Annotated in this window: 25 protein-coding genes and 1 pseudogene; 11 read left to right on the top strand and 15 right to left on the bottom strand. The window is 38.7% G+C overall.

Features of this window, described 5'->3' with window-relative positions; translation table 11 throughout:
* Nucleotides 1–171: 171 nt before the first annotated feature.
* Nucleotides 172–1,377 (top strand): quaternary amine ABC transporter ATP-binding protein, encoded by a 1,206-nt coding sequence (locus tag AR328_RS04755; RefSeq protein WP_066290864.1) that lies wholly within the window; start codon nucleotides 172–174, stop codon nucleotides 1,375–1,377.
* 2 nt (nucleotides 1,378–1,379) lie between these two features.
* Nucleotides 1,380–3,101: a glycine betaine ABC transporter substrate-binding protein gene (locus AR328_RS04750; RefSeq protein WP_066290859.1), complete on the top strand. Its 1,722-nt coding sequence runs from the start codon at nucleotides 1,380–1,382 to the stop codon at nucleotides 3,099–3,101.
* A gap of 254 nt (nucleotides 3,102–3,355) precedes the next feature.
* On the opposite strand, the gene AR328_RS04745 is transcribed toward AR328_RS04750, so the two are convergent.
* Nucleotides 3,356–4,357 carry a cation diffusion facilitator family transporter gene (locus tag AR328_RS04745; protein ID WP_066290853.1) on the bottom strand — a complete coding sequence of 334 codons (1,002 nt, stop codon included), beginning with the start codon at nucleotides 4,355–4,357 and terminating at the stop codon, nucleotides 3,356–3,358.
* 187 nt (nucleotides 4,358–4,544) lie between these two features.
* On the opposite strand from AR328_RS04745, the gene AR328_RS04740 reads away from it, so the two are divergent.
* Together AR328_RS04740 and AR328_RS04735 are read left to right on the top strand one after the other, a co-directional pair.
* On the top strand, nucleotides 4,545–4,880 hold the full coding sequence (locus AR328_RS04740) for a L,D-transpeptidase (RefSeq protein WP_066290851.1): 336 nt from the start codon (nucleotides 4,545–4,547) through the stop codon (nucleotides 4,878–4,880).
* A 53-nt stretch (nucleotides 4,881–4,933) separates the two neighbouring features.
* Nucleotides 4,934–5,134: a hypothetical protein gene (locus tag AR328_RS04735; RefSeq protein ID WP_066290848.1), complete on the top strand. Its 201-nt coding sequence runs from the start codon at nucleotides 4,934–4,936 to the stop codon at nucleotides 5,132–5,134.
* A gap of 101 nt (nucleotides 5,135–5,235) precedes the next feature.
* Here AR328_RS04735 and AR328_RS04730 read toward each other — a convergent pair whose 3' ends face one another.
* Entirely contained in the window at nucleotides 5,236–5,928 is a 693-nt protein-coding gene (locus AR328_RS04730; protein WP_231734757.1) for a DUF2306 domain-containing protein, read from the bottom strand.
* Between the two features lie 236 nt (nucleotides 5,929–6,164).
* On the opposite strand from AR328_RS04730, the gene AR328_RS04725 reads away from it, so the two are divergent.
* From AR328_RS04725 to AR328_RS04715, 3 genes are all read left to right on the top strand, one after another.
* On the top strand, nucleotides 6,165–6,794 hold the full coding sequence (locus AR328_RS04725) for a homoserine/threonine efflux transporter (protein ID WP_066290843.1): 630 nt from the start codon (nucleotides 6,165–6,167) through the stop codon (nucleotides 6,792–6,794).
* 126 nt (nucleotides 6,795–6,920) lie between these two features.
* On the top strand, nucleotides 6,921–8,195 hold the full coding sequence (locus AR328_RS04720; protein WP_066290841.1) for a phytoene desaturase family protein: 1,275 nt from the start codon (nucleotides 6,921–6,923) through the stop codon (nucleotides 8,193–8,195).
* A 14-nt stretch (nucleotides 8,196–8,209) separates the two neighbouring features.
* Entirely contained in the window at nucleotides 8,210–9,076 is an 867-nt protein-coding gene (locus AR328_RS04715) for an RNA polymerase sigma-70 factor (RefSeq protein ID WP_066291923.1), read from the top strand.
* A 68-nt stretch (nucleotides 9,077–9,144) separates the two neighbouring features.
* Here the strand turns inward: AR328_RS04715 and AR328_RS04710 are convergent, their stop codons facing one another.
* Nucleotides 9,145–9,768 carry an FMN-binding negative transcriptional regulator gene (locus AR328_RS04710; RefSeq protein WP_066290838.1) on the bottom strand — a complete coding sequence of 208 codons (624 nt, stop codon included), beginning with the start codon at nucleotides 9,766–9,768 and terminating at the stop codon, nucleotides 9,145–9,147.
* Between the two features lie 266 nt (nucleotides 9,769–10,034).
* Between AR328_RS04710 and AR328_RS04705 the strand changes: the two genes are divergently transcribed.
* Nucleotides 10,035–11,468: a PQQ-dependent sugar dehydrogenase gene (locus AR328_RS04705; RefSeq protein WP_066290834.1), complete on the top strand. Its 1,434-nt coding sequence runs from the start codon at nucleotides 10,035–10,037 to the stop codon at nucleotides 11,466–11,468.
* Between the two features lie 322 nt (nucleotides 11,469–11,790).
* Nucleotides 11,791–12,249, top strand: a complete 459-nt coding sequence (locus AR328_RS04700) for an NUDIX hydrolase (RefSeq protein ID WP_066290829.1) — start codon at nucleotides 11,791–11,793, stop codon at nucleotides 12,247–12,249.
* Nucleotides 12,250–12,454: 205 nt separating this feature from the next.
* Here AR328_RS04700 and AR328_RS04695 read toward each other — a convergent pair whose 3' ends face one another.
* On the bottom strand, nucleotides 12,455–12,838 hold the full coding sequence (locus AR328_RS04695; RefSeq protein WP_066290820.1) for a cupredoxin domain-containing protein: 384 nt from the start codon (nucleotides 12,836–12,838) through the stop codon (nucleotides 12,455–12,457).
* 170 nt (nucleotides 12,839–13,008) lie between these two features.
* Here AR328_RS04695 and AR328_RS04690 point away from each other — a divergent pair, with 170 nt between their 5' ends.
* Together AR328_RS04690 and AR328_RS22490 are read left to right on the top strand one after the other, a co-directional pair.
* On the top strand, nucleotides 13,009–13,725 hold the full coding sequence (locus tag AR328_RS04690; protein ID WP_066290817.1) for a 3-ketoacyl-ACP reductase: 717 nt from the start codon (nucleotides 13,009–13,011) through the stop codon (nucleotides 13,723–13,725).
* Between the two features lie 143 nt (nucleotides 13,726–13,868).
* A complete protein-coding gene (locus AR328_RS22490) occupies nucleotides 13,869–14,024 on the top strand; it encodes a YfmQ family protein (protein WP_156422647.1) in 156 nt (51 codons plus the stop codon).
* Nucleotides 14,025–14,407: 383 nt separating this feature from the next.
* On the opposite strand, the gene AR328_RS04685 is transcribed toward AR328_RS22490, so the two are convergent.
* From AR328_RS04685 to AR328_RS04635, 11 genes and pseudogenes are all read right to left on the bottom strand, one after another.
* Entirely contained in the window at nucleotides 14,408–15,364 is a 957-nt protein-coding gene (locus AR328_RS04685) for a carbon-nitrogen hydrolase family protein (RefSeq protein ID WP_066290814.1), read from the bottom strand.
* Between the two features lie 247 nt (nucleotides 15,365–15,611).
* A complete protein-coding gene (pdxR, locus tag AR328_RS04680; RefSeq protein ID WP_066290810.1) occupies nucleotides 15,612–17,042 on the bottom strand; it encodes a MocR-like pyridoxine biosynthesis transcription factor PdxR in 1,431 nt (476 codons plus the stop codon).
* Between the two features lie 117 nt (nucleotides 17,043–17,159).
* Nucleotides 17,160–17,354, bottom strand: a complete 195-nt coding sequence (locus tag AR328_RS04675; protein ID WP_066290801.1) for a hypothetical protein — start codon at nucleotides 17,352–17,354, stop codon at nucleotides 17,160–17,162.
* Nucleotides 17,355–17,586: 232 nt separating this feature from the next.
* Nucleotides 17,587–18,381 carry a carbon-nitrogen hydrolase family protein gene (locus tag AR328_RS04670; protein ID WP_066290800.1) on the bottom strand — a complete coding sequence of 265 codons (795 nt, stop codon included), beginning with the start codon at nucleotides 18,379–18,381 and terminating at the stop codon, nucleotides 17,587–17,589.
* 76 nt (nucleotides 18,382–18,457) lie between these two features.
* Entirely contained in the window at nucleotides 18,458–19,108 is a 651-nt protein-coding gene (locus AR328_RS04665; protein ID WP_066290798.1) for an ECF transporter S component, read from the bottom strand.
* Nucleotides 19,109–19,279: 171 nt separating this feature from the next.
* Nucleotides 19,280–19,990, bottom strand: coding sequence for an SDR family oxidoreductase (locus AR328_RS04660; protein WP_066291916.1), 711 nt, complete (start codon nucleotides 19,988–19,990; stop codon nucleotides 19,280–19,282).
* Between the two features lie 168 nt (nucleotides 19,991–20,158).
* Entirely contained in the window at nucleotides 20,159–21,499 is a 1,341-nt protein-coding gene (locus AR328_RS04655; protein WP_066290795.1) for an MFS transporter, read from the bottom strand.
* Nucleotides 21,500–22,073: 574 nt separating this feature from the next.
* The gene (locus tag AR328_RS04650) at nucleotides 22,074–22,850 is read right to left on the bottom strand and encodes a sulfite exporter TauE/SafE family protein (protein ID WP_066290792.1); all 777 of its coding nucleotides are present in this window, start codon (nucleotides 22,848–22,850) and stop codon (nucleotides 22,074–22,076) included.
* A 62-nt stretch (nucleotides 22,851–22,912) separates the two neighbouring features.
* On the bottom strand, nucleotides 22,913–23,140 hold the full coding sequence (locus AR328_RS04645) for a sulfurtransferase TusA family protein (RefSeq protein WP_066290790.1): 228 nt from the start codon (nucleotides 23,138–23,140) through the stop codon (nucleotides 22,913–22,915).
* 49 nt (nucleotides 23,141–23,189) lie between these two features.
* Nucleotides 23,190–24,366: pseudogene (locus tag AR328_RS04640) on the bottom strand (MBL fold metallo-hydrolase).
* Nucleotides 24,366–24,938, bottom strand: a complete 573-nt coding sequence (locus AR328_RS04635) for a sulfurtransferase TusA family protein (protein ID WP_066290780.1) — start codon at nucleotides 24,936–24,938, stop codon at nucleotides 24,366–24,368. The pseudogene AR328_RS04640 and the gene AR328_RS04635 overlap by 1 nt, the downstream one beginning before the upstream one ends.
* Nucleotides 24,939–24,969 lie beyond the last annotated feature (31 nt).

The raw sequence follows: 24,969 nt of genomic DNA, 5'->3' as shown, positions 1-24,969 counted from the left end.
ATTAAAATAATATTCGAAATGGAAATGAATGTTTGGGACAAACCCCACTAAATAACTTCCTTTCGAAATTTTTCATCCGCCATTCCCCCTGCACAAAACCAACATATTAAATGAATAAATCGGTAAAACTACATATGATATTTGGCAACTTGGAAAAATGAGGTGTGTAGATTGGAGCCTATTGTAGAAGTTAAAAATGTCTCAAAGATTTTTGGCAAATCTCCTAAAGCCGCCATTGACTTATTAAAGAAAGGAAAATCGAAAAAGGAAATTTTGAAAGCAACTGGGCAAACCGTTGGTGTGAATAAGGTCCATTTCGAAATCTTCCCCGGCGAAATTTTTGTCATCATGGGGTTATCCGGAAGTGGAAAATCAACCTTAATCCGTATGTTTAATAGGCTGATTGACCCTACAATCGGGGAAATTCTGATTGAAAATGAAGATATCGTCAAGATGAATGCCGCAAGACTCCGAGAAGTTAGACAAAAGAAAATTAGTATGGTCTTTCAAAAGTTTGCTTTATTTCCGCACAAAACCATTTTAGAAAACACAGAATTTGGTCTCGAAATTAAGAATGTTCCTCCTGCTGAACGCCGTGAAAAAGCGCTGAAAGCCCTTGAAGTCGTTGGTTTAAAAGGCTATGAAGACCAGCTCCCATCCCAATTAAGCGGCGGAATGCAGCAAAGGGTCGGGCTTGCACGGGCTCTTGCAAGTGATACAAAAATTTTATTAATGGATGAAGCGTTCAGTGCGTTAGACCCGCTCATTCGTAAAGACATGCAGGATGAATTACTCGAAATTCAGGAACTATACAAAAAAACAATTATTTTCATCACGCATGACTTAGATGAAGCACTCCGAATTGGGGATAGAATTGCTTTAATGAAAGACGGCAGCGTCATTCAATTAGGAACCCCTGAACAAATCATGATGAATCCAGCCAATGAATTTGTTGAGAAATTTGTGGAAGATGTTGATTTATCGAAAGTATTAACGGCATCCCATGTAATGAAACGGCCAGAAAAAATTAGTCCAGACCGCGGTCCAAGGGTGGCCCTGGAAATTATGCGAAAGCAAGGATATTCCAGCATATTTGTCGTTGATCGAAAAAACAAGCTATTGGGCGTGTTAATGGCTGAACAAGCTCGCCAGGCAATCGACCAAAATCAATCCATTTCCGAAGCAATGGCAACCGACCTCCCAACCGTTACAGAAGATGCATTGATTGCTGATTTTATGGATGATATAGCAACATCCAGTCTGCCATTAGCGGTTATAGACGAAGAGAAAAGATTGAAAGGAATCGTTATTCGTGGTGCCGTCATTGGAGCTCTAGCAGGAAATAAAGATTCTTTGAACGATTTGGAGAGTGATTGAGCATGCCAAAAATCCCATTAGGACAATGGATCGATACACTCGTTAATTGGATAACCATTACATTTGCTGGATTATTTTCATTTATAACAAGTGCGGTCGAGGGGCTTTTAAATATTTTAGTGGATGTATTAAGTGCAGGTCCTCCTATCGTTTTAATTATCATTTTGGCCCTTTTAGTTACCTATACGAGCAGATGGCCATTAGGGATTTTTACGCTGATCAGCTTACTGTTGATTGATAATCTTGGATATTGGGATTCAAGTATTCAAACACTGGCCATCGTCGTTTTGTCAGGCTTGCTCACAATTGTCATTGGGATCCCGCTAGGAATTTGGTGTGCACGGAGTAAAACAGCACAAAGCATTATTACACCCATTTTAGATTTCATGCAAACGATGCCGGCTTTTGTCTATTTAATTCCATCTATTTTATTTTTCGGAATTGGCGTTGTTCCGGGAATTATTGCTTCCTTTATTTTTGCGATTGCTCCGACGATCCGTATGACCAATCTTGGGATACAGGAAGTGCCGGAAGATTTAATTGAAGCTTCAGATGCTTTCGGTTCTACACCTAGCCAAAAATTGTTCAAGGTCCAATTGCCTTTAGCCACGCCAACGATTATGGCGGGAGTAAACCAGAGCATCATGCTCGCCCTATCCATGGTTGTGACGGCATCATTAGTTGGAGCGCCGGGACTTGGAGCGGACGTTTATCGAGCGGTTAGCCAAATAAATGTGGGACAAGGTTTTGAAGCCGGGCTATCCATCGTGATTATTGCCATTATTCTCGACCGGATCTCGCAAAACCTTCGCAAGCCGGCGTATGAAAATATTGTTGGTAAAAAGGTGATTTTATCCATTTTGGCAATCCTACTAGTAGGAACTGCACTCGTTTTATCGTTTACAAAGAGTACTGCTGTAGATGAAAATGCGAGTGGAATCGGAGCTCAAACTGATTATAAAATTATTGGGATTGAGCCTGGGGCTGGAATAATGACAACGTCCCACCAAATGTTAGAGGAGTACGGATTGGAAAAATGGCAGCTAGTCGAAGGCTCATCAGCCGCAATGGTTGCTGTATTAAAGAAAGCCATCGATAAGAAGGAACCTATTATTGTCACGGGATGGTCTCCACATTGGATGTTCTCATCATTTGATTTAAAGTATCTCGAAGATCCAAAAGGTGCCTTTGGCAAAGCTGAAAATATTCATACAATCGTTAGAAAAGGACTTGATCAAGATGCCCCTGGGGCTTACCAAATCCTCGATCAATTCTTATGGGAAACGAGTGATATGGAAAACGTAATGGTCGAGATCGAAAAAGGCTCAGATCCTGCTAATGCCGCTGAAAAATGGATTGCTGCCAATCCAGACAAAGTAGCCAAGTGGACAAACGGTGCCAGGGCAGGGAATGGAGAAAAGATCAAACTTGTTTACGTCGCGTGGGATACGGAAATAGCGAGCACAAATGTCATTGCGAAGGTGCTTGAGATGAATGGCTACGATGTGACGCTGAGTCAGGTTGAAGTCGGCCCGATGTTTGCCGGTATTGCAAACGCCAGTGCAGATGCGATGGTCGCCGCCTGGCTACCAACTACTCATCTCGACTATTACAATACGTATAAGAGCGATATCGTTGACCTTGGGCCGAACCTAGAAGGGACAAAGCTTGGATTAGTTGTCCCGGATTATGTTAAGATCAATTCAATTGAGGATTTAAAATAAGGAATTGTTTTGGTATTTTTTGTTGAAAGGAACACTTTCATTGACCGTTCGAGTACTATTTTGATTTTTTGAGTAAATGAAACAGGCCTTCATTGACCGGGCAGCTTCCATTTAAGTTTTTAGGTAAATGAAGCAGGTTTTATTGCCCAGGAACCTTTTGATTTATTAAGTCAATGTATTACACTTTCAAAAAAAAACGAAAAAGGGGCATCCAATAACGGAAAAACCGATATTGGATAGCCCCTTTCCTTTTTTCACGTCAGTCCCTTCAAATTATCAGTGGACCAGCTTCTTATATCATCATCCTCAATAATTCCGAGAGTTACATCAGTTATATCTGGATCATCCATAATCTTATCCTGAACCCTGAACTTTATATCATCAGCAATTGAGAGGGAGAGGCCTTTTCTTAATTCGATGAGTCCCTCGACATGATAGTATCTTCCCTCTTGTAAAATCCGAAGCTTTCTTATATCAGCAACTTCCTTATCACTAAAGATAGCATTCTGAACTCTTTCCACTATTTCCTGTGGGGCAGCTACTCCTATGAGACCGACCATATTATCATATCCCACCCTGAAAGCCACTCCAACCATAAGGATCCCGATAAGAATAGTGGCGATCCCATCTAACGCATGATAGTTTGTTAATGAAGTCACCACTACAGCAACCAGCGCTAATAATGCACCTAAACACGCAACGATATCCTCGTAAAAGACTAGGCGGGTAGGAGGGGCTGCTCTCCCAACATTTTTCAATGCTCCTGATACAATCCCAAATCCCTTTATATTTTCAACTCTCGCTTCTTTTAATATCTCTTTCATCGCTTTAACTAGAATCGCCCCATCGATTGCAAGGTTAATAATTAAAACAATGACGCTCAGCAAAATTCCACCTGTGTTGCCTACGGGGTGTTGAAGTAAATGCCATCCTTCTTTAATTGTTTCATAAGCCATGATAGTCACAACAATGACTGCGATCATACAGAAAATATTGATCACCCTGCCAAAACCAGCGGGAAACCTGCGTGTCGGTTTTTTTTCTGAAAGCACACTGCCGACAAAGACAAACCCTTGATTTACCGCATCGGCGAGGGAATGCATCGTAGAAGCAAACATAGCCCCATTTCCACTTAAGACATAGGCAACTCCTTTGGCCGCTGCTATTACTGTATTACCAATCGCTGCGACGGCAGAGGATTTATTTCCCTTCTTTATAAGCGTTAATAAATTATCCTGTTTTGCTTCATTTGCCACATGATCTCCTCCAAAAGCCTTTCATATTATTTACTATTGTTCTTAAAAAAGTGGACATTATTCCATTACCATTTTCATGCTTATGTTTTTATTATTTGTAAACTATTTCCTTTTTACTCCCAGAAACAGTCATTAACAAAAGCCTAAGCTTTCTCATACAATAGTCAAAAAAACGGAGTTGATCTTCATGGTGAGATGGATTGATGTCTCTACTTCAAAGCATCAATTAAAATTGTTTGATGGACGGAAATTAATAAAAACCTTTCCGATTGCAGTTGGAAAAATGCTGACTCCAACACCTGCCGGAACATACACGATTATCAATAAACAACCGAACCCAGGCGGACCATTTGGAGTGCTTTGGATGGGATTGTCAGCACCTCATTATGGGATACACGGTACAAATAACCCCGCTTCGATTGGAAAAAAAGTCTCGCACGGCTGTATCCGCATGTTTAATCATGATGTCCTCGAGCTATCATCCAGAGTTCCCATTGGGACCAGTGTTTATATTCATAAATGAGTTCGGTTTTGTTTTAAAATGGGAGGATAATCCTTAGTTGATGGTGGCTGCAAATGAAAATCTTAATTAAAAAATATCCGAGGCAGATTTTGAACGGTTATTTACTTTTGAAGCGGAGAACAGATCTTATTTTGAAACGATGGTCCCAAGCCGCGGCGATGACTACTATGCATATGATCACTTTAAATGGAAGAATGAAGCTTTGCTGGAAGAGCAAGATCGGGGAGCAAAGAAGATTCGATGGTGTTGGCTGATTAGACTTAAGCGTAAGAATTACTTTTTCTGATTCTTGGACTGTCTAGAATGTGTAAATTCACTTCTAGACAGCCCTTTAAAAGCGCCTGTTACTATGACTCTATTTGTCAAACAATGTATGATTCGTTTTAATGGTTTCTAGCTTTCTATTTTGATTCTTCCTCAGCCAGATTTCCATTATAACCAAATTCCCAATTAAACTGACCCAAATCGCCGCTGTATAGCCAATTGCAAAATTATCTAAGGAATAACCGATGGCTGCTGACCAAATTCGAAAGGTGACCGCAACAAAGGTCACTGCATAACTTCTATACATCCATCGTTCATGTTCTTGAATTCTCTTCATTCGAATGTTTTTATACGCCAAATAAGTGGTTACAAGCCAAGCGGTTGATAAGGAGAAAAAGCCTAATTTAGAAATAACTCCCCCGAATGCAAAAAACGATAAATAAATCCCCGTAATCCCACTGATTAAAATGGAAACTAAATAAACTTTCCCCATGTTTCGATGCAGCGACTTTCGTTTGTTCCTAAGCTTTTTGAAAAATTGAAATGGACCGATCAAAATGGCAAGTGAAGCAGTAATAATATGAGCAAATAAAACGATGTTCCATGGTTGATTATGAAAGTCATACATATTCATTCCCTGCTCAACCAAAGTCGTATTAGTCGAAGCAGGGTCCAATACAAAATATCTTACGATTGCAGAAATCGCCAACACAAAAGCGAATATAATAACTACAGCAATACCTAATTTTTTCATAAACGATTCCGCCTCCTTTCTTTTCTTCAATAAAATGAACTCCATGTCATTTTATTTTAAATGCCATATTGTTCTTTTTCAATAGTATATTCCCACTTTAAACCAAAATTTTTAATTGCTTACAAAAGGGTAATTTGAGGAGTAAATTCACGAGGCTTTCCCAAAGCTCTCCTCTAAAAAGTTCTTTATATTTATCCATAATTCCAATAACATCTGCTATACTGGTTACCTAAGCAGTCACTATAATAATAGAAAAGGAGAATAGTATGGATAGCTTACTAACCTACATATCAATTGCTGCAATGATGGTTATTATACCAGGAGCAGATACTATGCTCCTGGTGAAAAACACGCTTAGCTATGGTCCGAAAGCTGGACGTTATACGGTTCTTGGAATGGCGGCGGGGCTTTCTTTTTGGACGCTTATTGCGATTCTTGGGCTATCTGTAGTCATTGCAAAGTCTGTCATTCTTTTCAGTACAATCAAATATTTAGGAGCCGCATACTTAATTTATTTAGGAATCAAAAGCTTTTTCGCGAAAAGCACATTCTCTTTGAAAGAAATTCAAGCTCACGCAAATACACCTATAGAGTATTCAAACCGGCATAATAAAAATTCCTTCATGCAAGCATTACTTAGTAATATTCTTAATCCAAAGACTGTTTTAGTTTATATTACAATCATGCCGCAATTTATTAATTTGAATGGAAATGTAGATCAGCAATTGATTGTATTAGCCTTAATCTTAACCCTGCTCGCTGTATCGTGGTTTTTAGTTCTAGTTTATCTAATTGATTACGCCAAGAAATGGTTGAACAACTCCAAATTCCAGAAGGCATTTCAAAAATCAACCGGCTTAATTTTAGTAGGCTTTGGTATAAAAACAGGAATTTAAATAAATTAACTAACGCATAATTTGATTCTCTCCGTTCAGAAATTTGAACGGTTTTTTTATTCATTTTGTCACAAAATCTTTCCTTCAATCGTCTTGAGTGTAGAACGAATGAATGGAGGAATTTTAATGGAAAAAGTTGATGTAGCCATCATCGGCGGTGGATTGGCAGGGTTAACGGCAGCCAATTACTTAGCAAAGGAAGGTAAAAATGTCATTGTATTTGAAAAATCCAATCGTCTTGGCGGGCGATCAATGACTAATAACGAAAACGGTGCACTGTTTAACATCGGAGCTCATGCACTTTATTCGGGTGGAGAAGCTATGACTATTTTTAAAGAGCTTGGTGTTGAAATCAGTGGAAAAAATGCGATTGTTCAAACGCATGGTATTTGGAAAAACGAAGTGGTTCCTTTTGCAACAGGACTAGGTTCACTTCTCAAGTCTTCAATGATTTCTTGGTCAGAAAAAATCCAATTTACACAGTTGATCATTCAGATTTGGAAAATGAATATAGATAATATAATGACAGTTAGTTTAAGTGACTGGGCAGAAAAAGAAATAAAAAGTCCAATGATCAGGCACCATTTTTATGCATTATGCCGTACAGCAACTTATACGTTTGCCCCGCATCTTCAGCTAGCCCGCCCCGTTTTAAGGCAACTTCAAAGAACACTGAAAACAGGTGTGATTTATGTCGATGGCGGTTGGGAGACCATTGTTGCGGATTTAAGAAACAAGGCAGAAGGTCTAGGTGTAAAAGTAAGATGTCATTGTAAGGTGGAAAAAGTAGATTACAGACATCCATTAAACACCATTAAATTTGCAAGTGGCGAAACCATTGAAGCTGAGAATATTATTATAGCAGTACCACCTAATGAAGCCTGCCGTTTGCTTGAAAATTCCACCCTATCTTTATGGAAAAGGCAGGCGGTTCCGATTACTGCGACATGTTTGGATCTCTGTTTGTCCCATTTGCCTAATCCGGACCATCAGTTTGTATTAGGCTTGGATCAGCCTATTCTTTTCACTAATGAATCCAGGGCCGCTAAGGTATGTAAAGAAGGGAATGCCGTTGTTCATTTAGTAAAATATCATGATCCGACATGCCAGGATTATGATCCTCTAACAAATAAAGAACAACTGGAAAAATTAATGGATCTCCTCCACCCAGGATGGAGGGAAGCGGTTATCACACAACAATTTTTGCCGAAAATCACCGTAGTGCATGATTTCCCAAGAGTTGGCCGGCATGATCCCATTGGACCTGAAGTTCCATCAACGCAAGGACTTTACATTGCAGGAGATTGGGCAGGCCATGATGAATTATTGGCTGATGGGGCTGTTGCGAGCGGAAAGCGGGCAGCCGCGCATATTCTGGAAAAAAGTAAAGTCTTAGTATGAGAGAGTGATTGATTTTGGAAATGGCCCAGGTTTATCAAACCTATAAACCATTACTATTCTCCTTAGCCTATAGGATGCTTGGGAGTGCAATGGATGCAGAGGACATCGTGCACGAAGCTTTTATTTTATTGGGAGAAGCGGATAACGAGACCAAAATTAATAATATGAAGGCCTATTTATGCAATATCGTAACGAATCGGTGCATTGATAAACTGCGATCCGCGGCAAAACAGCGGGAAGTCTATATTGGACAGTGGCTGCCCGAACCAATTATAGAAGATGATATAAACAATCCTTCTATTTCTTTAGATAAAAAGGAGTCCATATCGATGGCTTATTTATTGCTGTTACAACAATTAACGGAAGTTGAAAGAGCCGTTTTTCTGTTGCGTGAAGTCTTTCAATATGAATATGAAGACATTGCTTCAATCGTAGGGAAAAGCAGCACGAATTGCCGGCAGATTTTTCATCGGGCAAAAAAGGGGATTTTGCACAGAGTGGATTCTAAAAGGTCTGATAAACACCACTCAAAAACATATATAGAAAAATTTTCTCAGGCAGTCCTTGACGGAGATATTGATCAGATTCATGCAATGTTAAAAAAGGATGCCGTTTTCTATTCGGATGGCGGCGGGAAAGTTACTGCTGCATTGCGGCCAATCTTCAGTGCGGATCATATTGCACGTTTCTTACTAGGCGTCATTACTAGACTTCCTGAGAATGCAACTTACCAATTTAAAAATGTGAATGGCAGTCCGGGTATTGTCATAATAATTAATGGAAGGATCGATTATGTAGTTTCAATTGAAGTGAACGATGGGAAAATAGCCAAGATATACATGGTCTCGAATCCTGATAAACTAATTCATTTAAACAAATAATGTTAAAATTGGCCATCTGTTGTAGATGGCCTGATCTGTCGTTGGGCTGGTTTTGCTGAGTGGAATAATTACTTACCCCCTTTTATTGTCTTTTTCATCACTTTTGCCAATTGTTGAGAACTTTGATTTTCTTCCTCTTGTAATTTTTCAACGATGTTATGATAATCCTCTTCATTTCGATTCTGACTTAATTTAAAGGCAGCTTGAACCTCTTGCACTTTTATTTTAAAACCAACAATCCCTTTTAACTCACTTTTTAATAGCTGAGGCGATAACTTATCCCATAAAACTGGGTTCTCACGATGTTTCTCATATTTCTCCAGCAAATTTGTTAGATCTTGTATTAACTCTTCCGCGCTTAAAATACTTGCTTGACCATATACATGTACTGCTTGGTAGTTCCATGTCGGAACATTTTCATGCCCATACCATGAAGAAGAAACATACCCATGTGGTCCTTGATAGATGACTAGAACATCGTCACATGTTTCAAATGTTCTCCATTGCGGATTCCCATAAGCCATATGTCCAGTTATACAATAATCCTCTCCCTGTTTATGAAGCTGTAGCGGCAGGTGGGAAGCAATGGGTTTCCCATTTTTTGTTGTGACTAATGTTGCAAATGAGTTTCCCTCAATGACTTCTATTATTTCATTGGTATCTGTAACTTGATAGTATTTTGGAATATACATAATAGCCTTCTCCTTTTTATCCCTATTTTTGATGGGGATGGATATTCGTTATTCAAAATAGTAACATAATTGTTGACATATAAAAATAAAACCCGGTTTAATAATCTTACTTGTGAAGAAATACAGTTAGGCGTAAAGCTTTTAATAAAGGCATGGTTATAAGAATATAGCCATGCCTAACATTAGATTCTTCTCCCTTGAGTTGGTATTAATAAAACATTTCTAATCATATTCTTAGAAAAAGAATACTGATAAGGAGTGATCGTTTGTTAATAAAAGCTAAGGTTAATTTACGGCCCATTGTCAGCAAGCTGAATTTACCAACTGTTTTGAAATCAGCAATACTTCCGGGTGACTCAAAAGAAACATTATTTATTGCAACCCAGGTAGGAGAGATTTTTTACATAAGAGACGGGGTTATTCGGACTTTTTTAGATATTCGCCCGCGAATCATAAAACTAGGTACTTCTGAAGCAGGTGTTTCTAGTGGTGGATATGATGAACGGGGATTGGTAGGGCTAGCGTTTCATCCCGAATTTAATCATAACGGCCTGTTCTATCTTTATTATTCAGTAGCTGGTACACAAGGTCCAGGGGCTCTTTCACAAGGCTTTAACCCTGACCCGTGTGATCCCAAAACTTTAAATCTTAAGTGGAATAATCGGGAAAAGCAATTTGATCATATTAATACAGTAGAAGAATGGGCTTTACAATCAAATAGCCAACCTCAAAAACGACGGACATTGTTAAACTTAAGAAGACCCTTTTTTAATCATAATGGTGTCAACAGCTTAAACTTTTCACCTGAAACAGGAAAACTCGTTTTTACTAACGGGGATGGTGGAGCAGGCTATGATCCATTCAATTTAAGCCAGGATGATATGGAAATCGCCGGCAAAATTATTGAAATTGATGTTAGTAAAAATACAATTATCCAGAATCCACCCGTAGTCACAAGGTTTAATGAACTTCCCGTATCTATTCAGGAAACATTTACAGTGATAGCCAAAGGGGTTCGGAATATAACCGGCATTTCATTTCAAAGGTTTTATAATCAATATATCAAATATGTGGGAATTGTCGGACAGGATTTAGTAGAGTCCATTTTTTCATTCAGTCAGGATAGACCAATACCGGTTACCCAGCTTGTTCAAGCTTTTTTAAGAAACGCCGAAGCTGACCAAGAAGGATTTATTAACTTTGGCTGGCGAGGGTGGGAAGGTGTTTTTCCAACTTCAGTAATGAGGGGCTGCTCTGCAAATCCGAAATTGGATGAGAAAACAATGGCTTATTATGATGAAGCAGTAAAGCTTTCAGTAAGGCGTCTTCCGCCTTTAACTTGTTATTTTCATAAAGATCAAAGGCCCGATAAATTTGGAGGAACCGCACTTACAGGAGTGCAAGCTTATATGGGGAATAGAATCCCTGCATTAACAGGAAGTGTTTTGTTTACCGATTTTGCCCGGAAGGAAGAATCTAGATCTCCGGCTAGAGGGGTTTTAGCTTATACTAGGATAAGAACTGATTGTAAACTAAATGATTATAGCGTGATTCAAACGGATTATAATTTTGGGTCCGAGTCAGCTTATTATGTTAGTTTGGGAACGAATCTGGATCAATCTAAACTATATTTAGGGGTTTATGGCTCTATGAAAGTGACTGATTTGAACCAAGGTACTGTTTTTGAAATTATTCCGTGATCCAAGACAATAATATTCGACTTAATACTATTGTTGCAAAGTAAAAAGCGAGGCCCGATTGGTAATAGGTTCGGTTGATAGGGAGAAAGCAATAAAAAAACACAGTGTTCAGGGACGCAATTCATTGATGTTAATCGGTATCTTAGTATTTAGACTTGGAATAGCTATTTTCATAAAGATAAAAAATAATTATTGCATTAATGGGTGCGATGCTTGAAGAAGGGCATCGCTTTCTTTATTCAACGTGGCAGGTTAGTGAAAGAAAGCTAAACAGGTATAATAGAGATAAATATAACTTTAAAAGGGAATTGAGGAGAATCAGATGTCACAAGATGGAATTGTATTAGTGGCAAGCGTATCAATTTTTAGTGATGATAAAGTCTTGATTATAAAAGAGAATAAACCTACTGCTGTTGATAAGTGGAACTTCCCGAGTGGATGTATCGAGTATGGTGAGAACATTCTCTATTCAGCTGTGAGGGAAGTTAAAGAGGAAACGGGGTTGGAAGTAAAACTGACTGGCACGACTGGTGTATATAATTTTATTAGTAGTACGAACAATCAAGTTATTTTATTTCATTTTATTGGTGAAATTACTGGAGGATCTTTAAATCTCGGAGAAGAAGAAATCACTGACTGCAAGTGGATAAACGTAAATGACTTTGTAGCATTTGAAAACGACGACCTACGAGAACCAAGTGTAATGAAGCAGATAATTGATAACTTATTAAAAGAGAACTTTTACCCAATTAGCGTGTTTAATGAGCAACTTAATAAATAGTTCCTATTGAACTAAAGGGGTGCTTCAGTTCAATAGGGATAGTAAAACATTTCGCCTAAAAAACGCTCAGAATTTTCTGAGCGTTTTACTTGTTTTTATATAGGTATTTCACTGTTGAAATATATGCTGATTAACCTGATGTTTACGTTGTTAATTGGACTTTTCTCCCCATCAACCGAACCCGTTACCCGATTGGCCCTGCTTTTTATTTTACTATTACTTTTCCAACCATTCCTTCTTGGAAATGGTACCGACATATCAGTTCGTATGTACCGGGCTGCTTCGGATTCACGGTAATGCTTTTTTCTTTTCCTGGCTGGATCTCAACGTCGATTCCCAGCTTTTCCACTGTGAAGGTGTGCTCTTTCTTCCCTTTGTTTTTCAATATCAACGTTGTGGTCGTTCCATTCGGAATAGTGATGTCTTTCGGATTAAAATAATCATCACCCAATTCAACTTCAATCGATGCCGCCGTTGGCTGAGTTTCATCATCGGATTTAGCCAGTACGCCAATTGAGCCTGCAGAGCTCATAACCAAAATCATCGTAAACAAAACTGCCAATCCTGTTAAATAATTTTTTACAAACATTCGCAAGACCTCCTTTCCTATACAGTATTTTTTCCAATTCGTAAAATATTATCACTATATATTTCAGTGTTATTCAAATCGTAACCCTTTTATCACTAGAATGACTTTATTAGACTTATTCCACTTTTTCTGTCTAAAATATATCTATCACACCTAAAGGAGCGAACAACATGCAAACAATCTCAGGAAAAGTAGCGTTAATTACAGGAGCAGGGCGAGGAATTGGACGTGCAACGGCAATTGCCTTTGCGGAAGAAGGTATTCACGTAGGCCTTGTTGGACGTACGCTTGAAAATCTACAAAAAGTAGCAAAGGAATTGAAACAGTACGATGTGAAGGTAGCAATTGCTGCGGCAAATGTAGCAGATTTAGACTCTATTGCTACAGCTGTCGAATCCATTCGCGGCGAACTGGGTGCAATCGATATATTAGTAAACAATGCCGGTATTTCTAAATTCGGCAACTTCATGGATTTAACGCCTGAAGAATGGACAAATATTATTGATGTTAACGTAAAAGGGGTGTACTACACAACACGTGCGGTCTTACCGGAAATGATCGAGCGCAACACAGGAGACATCATAAATATTTCATCAACAGCTGGCCAAAAAGGTGCACCCATTACAAGTGCATACTCGGCTTCAAAAGCGGCAGTAATCGGACTAAGTGAATCATTAATGCTTGAAGTGCGCAAGAAAAATATTCGCGTTACCACGTTAACACCAAGCACAGTTGCAACTGATATGGCTGTTGAACTAAACTTAACAGACGGCAATCCAGAAAAAGTGATGCAAGCAGAAGATTTAGCAGACTTAATGGTTGCACAGCTAAAGCTTCATCCGCGTGTTGTACTAAAACATGCTGGACTTTGGTCAACGAACCCTTAATTATTTCAAGACGCTATCCAATGTATGTTGGATGGCGTCTTTTTTTTGAAAAATAAAGCACTGATAGGGGGCACTACCAAACGAAATCCAGAAAATCTATTTAATTTTTGTATTTCATTGGCGCCTCCCACAATTTAAAGTGGATGAGTAAAGAAGTTGTTTATAGTTACGCTGATCTCGTTGACGTAGTCAAGCAGTGGAAGAAGAAAGTTGCTTCTTATAGTCTTAGATCTGAGTATCTGCAAAAGTTTACTATTTCAAATAGTAGAAATGAAGTTTTCAAGATAGATCGAGCATGATGATGAACTTTGAAACTGGACAATAGTTATGAGGTTTCATAGGCGGAGAATTTCCGGCTAATGTATGTAGTGGTGCTAAAAAGACAGATATAAGCGGAGGAATTCCGGTTAACCTCTCAAAATAAGCCAAAATCCAACGATTTGAGACATATAGGCGGAAAAACTACCTTTATTTTTAGGGAAATATGGGTATTTCCCTACTTAAGCGGAATTTTTCCGTTTATTTTCAACTAGGAATTGATAATTTCCGTCAAATGTCATAAAGTGAATATCCAGTCGCAAGTTGTTGTTTACTATGTAATTTATTGTGCCAAAACACTAAAAAGGATGAGAAATTCAATGTAATTTCGCACCCTTTTTGCATTCGTTCTAAACTATTACCTTTATTTCATCCAAATAATATTCTCCTGCTTTTCTGTGTTTACTACCAACTTAAGTACATCGGGCCTTGAATAATGCCCCACTGGATCGAAGTCAAATTGACTAGAGGCTATTTGTCTCATATCAAGATCGGCAATAATCATTTCTTCTCTTCCCCAAACAGGTTCCGCCACATATTCGCCAAGTGGCCCAACGATGGCACTTCCACCGTTGCTCATCACATCTGGAGCCGACGCAAGGTCATCATAACAAGCTAAATCTTCAGGGTACATATCCTTCGTTACATATTGATTAGAGGATAAAACAAAGCATCTGCCTTCCATGGCAATATGACGGATGGTCGACTGCCATGATTCCCGCGCATCTGCGGTAGGTGCAATATAAAGCTGAACACCTTGTGCATACATGGCCGCCCTTGCTAGCGGCATATAGTTTTCCCAGCAAATCAGTGCGCCAATTTTTCCATAAGGAGTATCAAAAACAGGTAAAGTGCTGCCATCTCCCTCTCCCCAAACAATCCGCTCAGCCGCTGTTGGTTTCAATTTACGGTGCTTCCCTAAAAGGGAACCATCCGGCCCAATAAAAATAACCGTACAGTAAAGTGTACCTCCGCTATATTCGCTATCCCGTTCAGTCACACCCATAACAAGGTACACCCCCGCTTCACGTGCGGCCTCACCAAGTTGATCCGTAGCTTCACCAGGAACAGGAATCGAGTTCTCCCAATATCGATACCAATCTTTCCTTCCATCTTCCGTACGGCCTCCTATGACAGTGCCAAAAGATAATCCTCTAGGATAGGCAGGAATAAAAGTCTCTGGAAAAACAACAATTTGGGCGCCTTTTTCTCCTGCTTGTTTTATTAAGCTGACTGCTTTATCTATGGTGGCATCACGGTCCATAATAATGGGTGCGGCTTGAATAACTGCAACCCTTACATCTTGATTCACATTCGACATATATAATGACCTCCATTTAGATACCGAAAAAATTAATCTTAACGGCAGATTGATAGAATCTATCTAACTATATTCCAAATCTTATTACGGCAGAACTAGTACTGATTATTGCAAATTGCGGGAATCTATTCTTCTATCATAATTAAATTAAGTATTTTTTTAATCATCCACTTCGAAACCTTTTTACCCATCCATTTATTCCGAAAGTTTAAAAAAATCACGACTGAAATCGTGATTCTCTGTTTTATCATATTGAGTTTAGTGCATCCGCAAACCTTTTTATTCCTTCATTTATATTCTCTTCATTCTCTCTAGCAAAAGTAAAGCGCGCATAACCTTTTTGGGATCCCATCATAGACCCAGGAACATAGATAACTCCTCGCTTTATGGAGTTTTCTAATAATTTCATTTCATCTACATCTTTGTTAAATTTGCACCAAATATGAATTCCGCCTTGAGGTATCGTAAACTCGACCTGATCTTTTAAAAAATCATGAAAGCTTGAGACAATTTGATCACGCCGCTTTTCTAATTCCTTCACTAATTTCTTCATATGTGAATGGAATTGTTCTGATTCTAAAACATCATTAGCGATCCATTGGGTAAAGCTAGCATGTCCGAAGTCAATTTGTTGTTTGGCATCAGACAGTCTCTCTATTACCGACCTGGGCCCGATAATCCAGCCAATTCTTAAACCTGAAGCAACGATCTTCGATAAGGAGCTAATGTACAGGACATTTCCGTGTTTATCTAGAGATTTTAATGTTGAAACCCTTTCTCCTTTAAAAGACGTTAAACTATACGGATCATCCTCCACAACAGGAATTCCATGCTCTGATGAGATTTCTAAAATAGCTTTCAACTGGCTCTCTCTGAGCAAAGTGCCTGTTGGATTTTGAAAAGCCGGATTTAAGAATATCATTCTTATCCGATGTTTTTTATGTAGTTCCAGTAACTCATTTGGATTTACACCATGCTCATTTACTGGTAAATTGAAGATTCTTAAACCTGCTGATTTAAATATTGGGAGATTAAAATGATAGGATGGATCTTCAATCACCACTGCATCACCGGGCTTTAATAAACATTGAATTACCAGGTGCAGAGCTTGTTGGGCTCCAGAAGTAATCAGAATAGATGAGGGGTTTGTTTCAATATGACGAAGCTCCCTCACATGCTTTGTAATGGTAGCCCTTAATATTGCACTCCCCTGTGGATGATCATAACCGAGCCTGCCGTTAAAAGATCGAGTTGAGGTAATCTCTCTTAATGCTTGCATTGGAAAGAGGTCCTCCGATAATTCACCACTGGCTAAATTGATTAATTTTTGCTCTTCCATCTCCTTGCGTATTCTTTGAGCGACAGGTAGATTAGGCAAAAATGAACCTGCCTCAATGTATCTGTTCCAGCTAGGTATACGTTTTTTAGTGATCCCCCATATATCCTTACTTATAGTCGTACCACTTCCACGATTACGTTGAATGAGCCCATTTGATTCAAGCTCATCATAGGCAGCTACAACAGTACTTCTATTAATATCTAGCTCTTTAGCTAAGTATCTCTCAGAGGGCAGGGGCTTATCAGGCGGAAAAGTTCCATCAGCAATGCCATTTTCAATATATTCCGCAATTTGTTTATAAATTGGTTTTTTTGCTTTTCGGTCAATATTCCAGTCCATATATTTGCATCCCTTTTTTAGTACTTGTTTTAAATATTGTAACCTAATTATACTGTTTAAAAAAACAAATAACCTATTGAGTCATTAAGACCAATAGGTTACTTGCATTTCTTTCCACTATACTGAAGAACTAATATACACACCAAGTGCAATAACAGACAAAAGAATGACGATTACATATATGATTGATAAGTTTTTAGTATTTTTTCTAGCTGATCCACTATAATTTTTGTCACTCTTAGTCATTGCCCTTATAGTACCAACCACAGCTAGTATTGAAGTAATTGCGACAAAAGCAATCAACATATTCATCATCCACCTCTTTACTGTATTTTTACAAAAAGAATATTAGGGGATATTCTTGTATAATATTCATTCAATTAATCACTATAATATAAACAACTAAACTTGTAACCATCCAGTTCAACAGAAATTCACCCGTCCACTTTACTAGGTTTCGAAAAAAAAGTCGGTCCCTTAACAAACAGGAAACCGACTTCATATAAATTTTTACCTATTTTATCAATTACGTTCGAGCACCGCTTTAGCAGTAAAATTCCGGTTTTCGATCTCTTACACTTGGCAGTTTTTCACGTACTCGTCGAATTCGGTCTAAATCAAGATCAGCGAAAAATAACGTTTCTTCCTCACCAGCGCTGGCGAGAACAATTCCCATCGGATCAACAATCAGACTGCGCCCGGAAAAAATATCGCCAACAAGGTCGGCGCCGCAAACGAACATCGTATTTTCAATCGCCCGTGCGCGAATCAGCGTCTGCCAATGCTCCTCTTTCATCGGACCAGCTACCCATCCGGCAGGAACAAACAGGACATCCGCTTCCTGAAGCGCAAATTGTCTTGCAATCTCTGGGAATCGTAATTCATAGCATACCATTAAACCGATATTCCCAAACTCTGTTTCTACTACTTTATATGGATTATCCCCTGCAATAATCGTATCCGACTCTTTATAACTAAAAGCATCATATAAATGTGTTTTTCGGTAAGAATGAATGATCCCGCCTGAACGATTAATAAACACGGTTGTGTTATAAGCGCGTTTTTGATCATCCGCTTTTGGTTCATACATACCGCAAACAACATAGATTTCGTTTTCACGGGCGGCTTGTGCAAGGCCGGAAACAAACGGACCATCTAGCGGTTCCGCTACCTCAACAGGCAACACGCCGGATTTCGGGGTGGCAAGCGCCATATAAAATTCCGGAATAATGACAAAGTCTGCGCCTTTACTTTTGGCTTTCGCAATGTATTGGATCGCCTTCTCTAAATTAGAGGCCTTATCAACACTGGTGGATATTTGGGCAATTGCGACTCTCATGATAATGAGTACCTCCTAAATGTCATTTTCATCTATTTTAATCTATTTTCTCCTATATTGTTGATCTTTTTAATAATTAGTAGTTTTTCTTATCATTGGACAAACCTTTTTTCGATACCTTCAATAACGGTGGAACTACAGCCGTTGTTACAATTGCAGCAAGGACAGCTTCGGCAAGTCCATTTGTAAAAAACACAGTTAGAACAGCTTTATAAATGGCACTCGTGCTGCCGGCATTAATAGCTTGAGCATAGGCGTCTCGAAATAAGAAGGAAATAGAACCCATGACTAAAAATGTATGAATAAAAGTTGTAAGTAAGCCCGTTAAAAATAAAGCAGGTTTTTGATTGGGCTTTTTCTTTGTTATCGCTTTATGAACAGCTTTGAAAATGTAGTAAGGAATAAACCCCAATATTATTCTTGGAACAATAGCAATAAATAACGCCCAAAAACTTCCTTGACCCGTGCCTAATACAGGAATTGCTGGTGAAAAAGCAAATGATAACAAGGTTGGACTGATCGTATTTATTGCAATACTCGTAAATCCAAACACAAGCCCTAAGAAAGCACCAATTCTTGGCCCTAAAATAATAGAAGCAATAATGATTGGAATATGAATAATCGTCGCTTTAATTACACCTAAATGGATATACCCAAAAGGCGTGAAGGCACTTAATAAAATAATAGATAAAAAAATTGCAGTTAAAGTAAAATCTTTTATTTTCAACGTCTAGCTCCTTTAGTTATATAATTTTTTCATTTCCCTAAAGACTAGCAAAACACTATTAATTTAACTAAATTCTATTTATGATTAGTAAAAAAGTAAAGATATTTATAATAAAAAAAGGGCTGTCCAGAAAGTCAGTCAAAACTTACTTTCTAGACAGCCCCCCGCTATTTACACTGGACGAACTGTAATTTCATTGACATTCACATAGTCAGGCTGGGTGACAGCATAGACAACAGCCTTTGCAATATCAGCTGCTTCAAGTTTTTTACGATCATTCGTGGCCCTATTAGGGCTCAAGTCTGTATCTACCATCCCTGGTGAAATATTCGTTATCCTTATACCTGTTCTAGCAAGTTCCTTTTCTAATCCTATGGAAATGGCCCGAACAGCGTACTTTGTAGCACTATAAACAGTACTTGTTTTTGTTACCTCAAGACCTGAAACCGAAGCAATATTGATAATATGGCCAGTTGACCGGCTCAGCATCGATGGCAATATAGCATGAATGCCGTAAAGCACGCCTTTTATATTAACATCAATCATCTGCTCCCAATCCTCCACCTGCCCGGATCGGATGGTTGCTGTTCTCATTTGCCCTGCATTATTGACGAGAATATCTACATTGCCTAATTCTGCTTGGGCCTTTTCCGCGAGCTGACTAACGTCACTTTTCACTGACAAATCTGCCTGGACAGCAATTACTTTCACATTACCATTCGTTATCTCTGTTATTTCACTTTTTACTTCGTTTAATTTTTCCAGCCTGCGGGCAGCCAAGACAACATTTGCTCCCTCCATAGCTAATTCCTTAGCAATAGCAGCCCCAATTCCAGTGCTGGCACCAGTAATAATCGCCGTTTTTCCTTGTAGCCTGTTCATAATAGCCTCTCCCCCAACTTTTTCCACTATTATAACATGGAAGCTAAAGGACTTACTCCTGTATGTTAAGGAATTGACTTTTTAGGTTGGTATTTGCTTTGCTTACATAATGCGATTTCCCGTAGATACCTCTTTAGTTAAAATTAGTTCTGCCATATGGAGCCATGATCATACAGTCATCTGAGACTGACTCTTTGAATTGCTAGCCGTTTGTTTGTACCATACCGAAATGGCTAGGGAAAGCAGGCATACTACGAGCAGTATCCTGTATACATTCTCATATGCTAAACCAAGTGGAATGTTCTTCTGCATGGTAAGAATGATTCCGCAAACGGCAACAGAGAACGACCCTCCAAAGAATTGAATCAGCTGCATTAATCCCATACCTGATCCGATCATTTGTTTCGGTAAAATTTGGGTCGTTTCATTATTTAGCGAAGATAGGGTCGCGGATAAGGAAGGCGAGAAAAACAGATACCCAATCAGAATAACCATAGGCGAGGCCACTAAAGCAAAAGAAAAAACAGCCAGTACAACCGCCAATATGCCATGACCAATTAGCAAAAATCTGATATTCCCATAACGGTCAATCCACCGACCAACAAAACGGCTCAAAAATACTGTTAAAATTGCCCCCGGCGCGATAGTCAGTCCTATGGCAATCGCTGACTTAGCGGCCAAATTAGCTAAGGCAAGCGGCATAAGAAACAGATTGCCCAGGTTCAACACCAAAACGCAAAATCCTACCATCGTTAGTTTTAGGTATTCTTTTTTAGTGAATAGTTTCGGGTTGATAAATGTTTCTTTTTTTACTCTTCTTAAATACCAAGCATGCACCGCAAAAGAGAGAAGGCTGCCGATGAACCAGAATAAGGAACGCTGCATAACCGCTATCAATAATGTACTTGCATTTACAATCGTTAATATTGTTCCTGAAACATCGAATTTTAAAGGCTTCAGTTCTTCCTTAGGAAGCAGCCGCATCAATACTGGAAACACCAGAAGGATCAGACAAGTAAAGGCAAACAACCCGTTAAATCCGAAATAATCACTGATGACGCCTCCCATGATCGGACCTAATCCAAAAGCCATTGCACTGCCTGTGGAAATCATCGTAATCGCTCTTCCCCGCCGATTATAAGGGATATAACGGCTTGCCATCACAATTCCCAGACCGGACATCGTTCCTGCACCTGCTGATTGTAGAATTCGTACGGTTAGAAGCGTATTAAAGTCGCGCGCGAATAGCCCAATGATTGATGATAAACCTAGAATCGTCAATCCGACCATAAGCAGCCTTCGCAATGGTATGCTATCTGATAAACGGCTGTATATCATCGTCGACAAAGCATATCCAATGGAGTAGCTTGAAATAATCCATGATCCCAGGTCAGCTGTAATGTCAAGAGTTTTTATAATGCTAGGAATGGATACGTTAAACATCGTAGTATTCATAATTACAATAAATATGCCAAACATCCAGATTGGCATGACAACTCTGTCATTCATTCATTATTCCCTTCCTATCCATCTAGGACTTGCTTCCAGTCTTTATTTAACAGTACTTCATTTTTGCATACTTTTGCTATCAAAAACGTGAAAATGTAAGATAAATTACTGAGAGACTACGTTTCGCGTCCCGAATAAAACTCATTTGTAGGCACTTATTGGTTAGGGGATTAGATAAAGCTCCCCGGGCTGATAAATAGACGGAAGAATTCCGCTTTATTAGTAAAAAGTTTTGAAAATAGCCCAAATAAACGTAGAATTTCCGCCTATTTACTCGAAAAATTCAAAAATGGAGGATTTTGCTTTGCATAGTCGGAAAACCTCCTCTTATTTCCCCCGAAACGAGCTCCATTCTGTATTTAACCGGAAAACCTCCGCTTATTACATTCGCTAGTTACTTGATTAAGGACAAAAGCCCATCAAAAAACAATTGCAAACTGATGGTCTTTTTCATATACATTTTTAGTTCTTGTCACAGGAAACAGAACCCGATAACCTTATGATAGGTTCTGTTATCAACTCCAATTTTATCCAACTCTTCTCCCTCAATCCCCCATTCAAAAAAGCAAACTAACTATAAGATATCTATCCAAATTTTAATGGCAGTTCCTGCGATTAAAAACGCTAAAATAACTTGTAAGATTTTTGTATTAATCTTTTTACCAGCCATTGCTCCTAAAGGTGAGGCAATTAAGCTTGCAACGATCATAATGAAAGCTGGAAAATAATCCACCTGTCCTGTCGTAACCTTGCCAACTGTTGAACCTATTGATGAAATAAAGGTTATTGCTAATGATGAAGCAATAGTCATCCGTGTCGGGATTTTTAATACAACTAACATAATGGGAACGAGTAAAAATGCTCCTGCTGCCCCCACAATCCCCGAGCCGATGCCAACGATTAATGCAAATAATGCTGCAAGCCATTTATTAAACTTTACTTGATCAAGTGGAATATCATCGATTCCTTTTTTCGGAATAAACATCATAATAGCAGCAATTAATGCTAAAATACCGTAAACTAAATTTATACCGTCCTCTGACATTAATTTAGATCCATATCCTCCGATAAAGCTGCCTATTAAAATAGCTCCCCCCATGTAGCCAATTAATATTTTATTTAAATAGCCGCCTTTGCTGTATACCCAAACGCCACCTATCGTCGCAAATAAGACTTGCACTGCACTTATCCCTGAAACCTCATGGGCACTAAATGCGGCTAAACCAAATAAAGGCGGTATATATAATAACATCGGGTATTTGATAATGGAGCCGCCAATTCCTAACATCCCTGAAATATATGACCCAAAAAATCCGATTAAGAAGATTGTAATAATAAATGCAAAATCCATTATGTTACCTCCCTTTTAGAAGGCTAATCAATAACAGGGACCCTATACTGGTCCCCTATTTCTTAACCTTTTTTAATCCAAAACTTGAATACATTATTTTCTTCTTCATGCTTTATTAATTCATGACCACCTGATTTTGCCCATGCAGTTAGATCACTTTTTGCCCCCTTATCTGTCGCATGAATCTCTAATATATCTCCTGATTGAAGTTCGTTGATTGCCTTTTTTGTTCTAACAACCGGCATGGGACATGCTAAACCTTTTGCATCTAATAGTTTCTTAGTTTCCATTTTAAAAATTCCTCCTAGTTTTCTAATAAAATCTGTTATTGCTGCTGCCCTATCTCACTGCGCAGCGGTTTGGCCCAATTTCCATTTCACGTTGGATTTCTTCATCAGGGTTGATTTTACCCATGTTTGTTTCACGAATTTCTTGATAAGCATTTGGCTGTGGCGGCAGATTCTCAGTAACGAGTCTTCTAAATTCATTTTCGTCTTCAATATTTAAGCCATGATTTTTAGCGAAAAGTGTGCCTAATTTTTCTGATACACTTCCATCTTCATTTAATTCATCAATAATCATAAAGTGAGCTGGGAGAACAACTAGTTCTTCTGAAAGCTCCCTGTAACGTAAATAGAGGCTTTCTCTTAAATCTGCTACCCAATCCTCAGCCAATCCAGCTAAATCGGGTCTTCCAATTGAATCGATGAATAAGATGTCTCCTGAAAGCAGGAACTTTCCATCAACGACAAATGATGTCGATCCAATGGTATGCCCTGGAGAGTATAGAGCGTGAATATCAATAGCTGTATTACCAATTGTTACGTTATTGCCGCCTTCCAAAGGCATATATTCGAATGTTACCTCTGTTGCATCCTTTGGGGGTAGCCAGTATGTTGCACCAGTTTTATCAGCGATGTTTCTTCCCCCAGAAATATGATCTGCATGTAAGTGAGTATCAAATACATGAGTGATTGTCGCTCCAATTTCTTTTGCAAAATCAAGATAAATATCCGTCATACGTGTCGGATCGATAATTGCAGCTTCACCGTTTGAAACAACCATGTACGATAAACAGCCTTTCCCAATACGGACAAATTGATAAATTTCTCCACCATCAGTTAAATCTCCAACTTTTACAGGCTCTAGGTGTTCACTCCATGCTTTCATACCACCTTGTAGATAAAAAACTGTTAAACCCTGTTCAGATAGCATCTCTGCCACCATGATAGAAGAGCCTTCCTTTGCACATACAACTAATATTTCCTTGTCATTAGGAAGCTTTTCTACAATCTCTTCCACTCCATCAAGTAATTCAAAGTATGGGATATTTAGATATTCAAAGTTCCCCCCTTCAATTTTCCAGTCTTGAAAGTCACTCTCGTTACGAACGTCTAGAATAAATAATTCTTCTTTATTAAAAACTTTTTTCGTCATTTCTTTTGAACCTATTGCCTTTACAGTCATCCCCATTACCCCCTGTGGTATCTCTTTGATTAAAAAAATAGGTTTCTATTAAATAGAAGTATCCGTTTTTCCTGTCCAACCACTCATGCCTGGAACTACATTAATCACATTAGCAAAACCCTTTTTAGCTAATTTTTGACAAGCAAGATCACTGCGGTTTCCTGTTCGGCATACCACATATATTTCTTCATCTTTGTTTAATTCGCTTAGACGCTCTTCCAATTCTCCTAACGGAATCGAAATAGCATTAGGAATATGGTTAAATGCATATTCAGCTGATTCTCTTACATCCAGAATCACGATGTTTTCATTAGCTTCTAGCTTCTTTTCAAGCCCTTCATTGCTAGTTGCATTGAGATGTTTTCTTTCAATTAAACGATCATTCGATGATTTTCTTACATAATGTTTTAGCACATCTCCTTCTTCAATTGTCCCAAGGTACTGATGACCAGTACTGTTAGCCCAAGCTTGAATATCGGCTTTCGACCCTTTATCTGTGGCTTGGACTTCCAAAACTTGGCCAGCTTGTAATTCATTCATTTTCTTTTTAGTTTTCACGACTGGCATTGGGCAAGCTAATCCTTTTGCATCTAATAAAAATTCTGTTATTAATGATTCCATATAATAAGCCTCCTGATTTACCCCTGTGGGT

The organism is Bacillus sp. FJAT-29937 (assembly GCF_001509555.1).
Classification (GTDB): domain Bacteria; phylum Bacillota; class Bacilli; order Bacillales; family Cytobacillaceae; genus Cytobacillus.
Note: the sequence above shows the minus strand (reverse complement) of the source record. Positions and strands in the feature narration are given on the sequence as shown.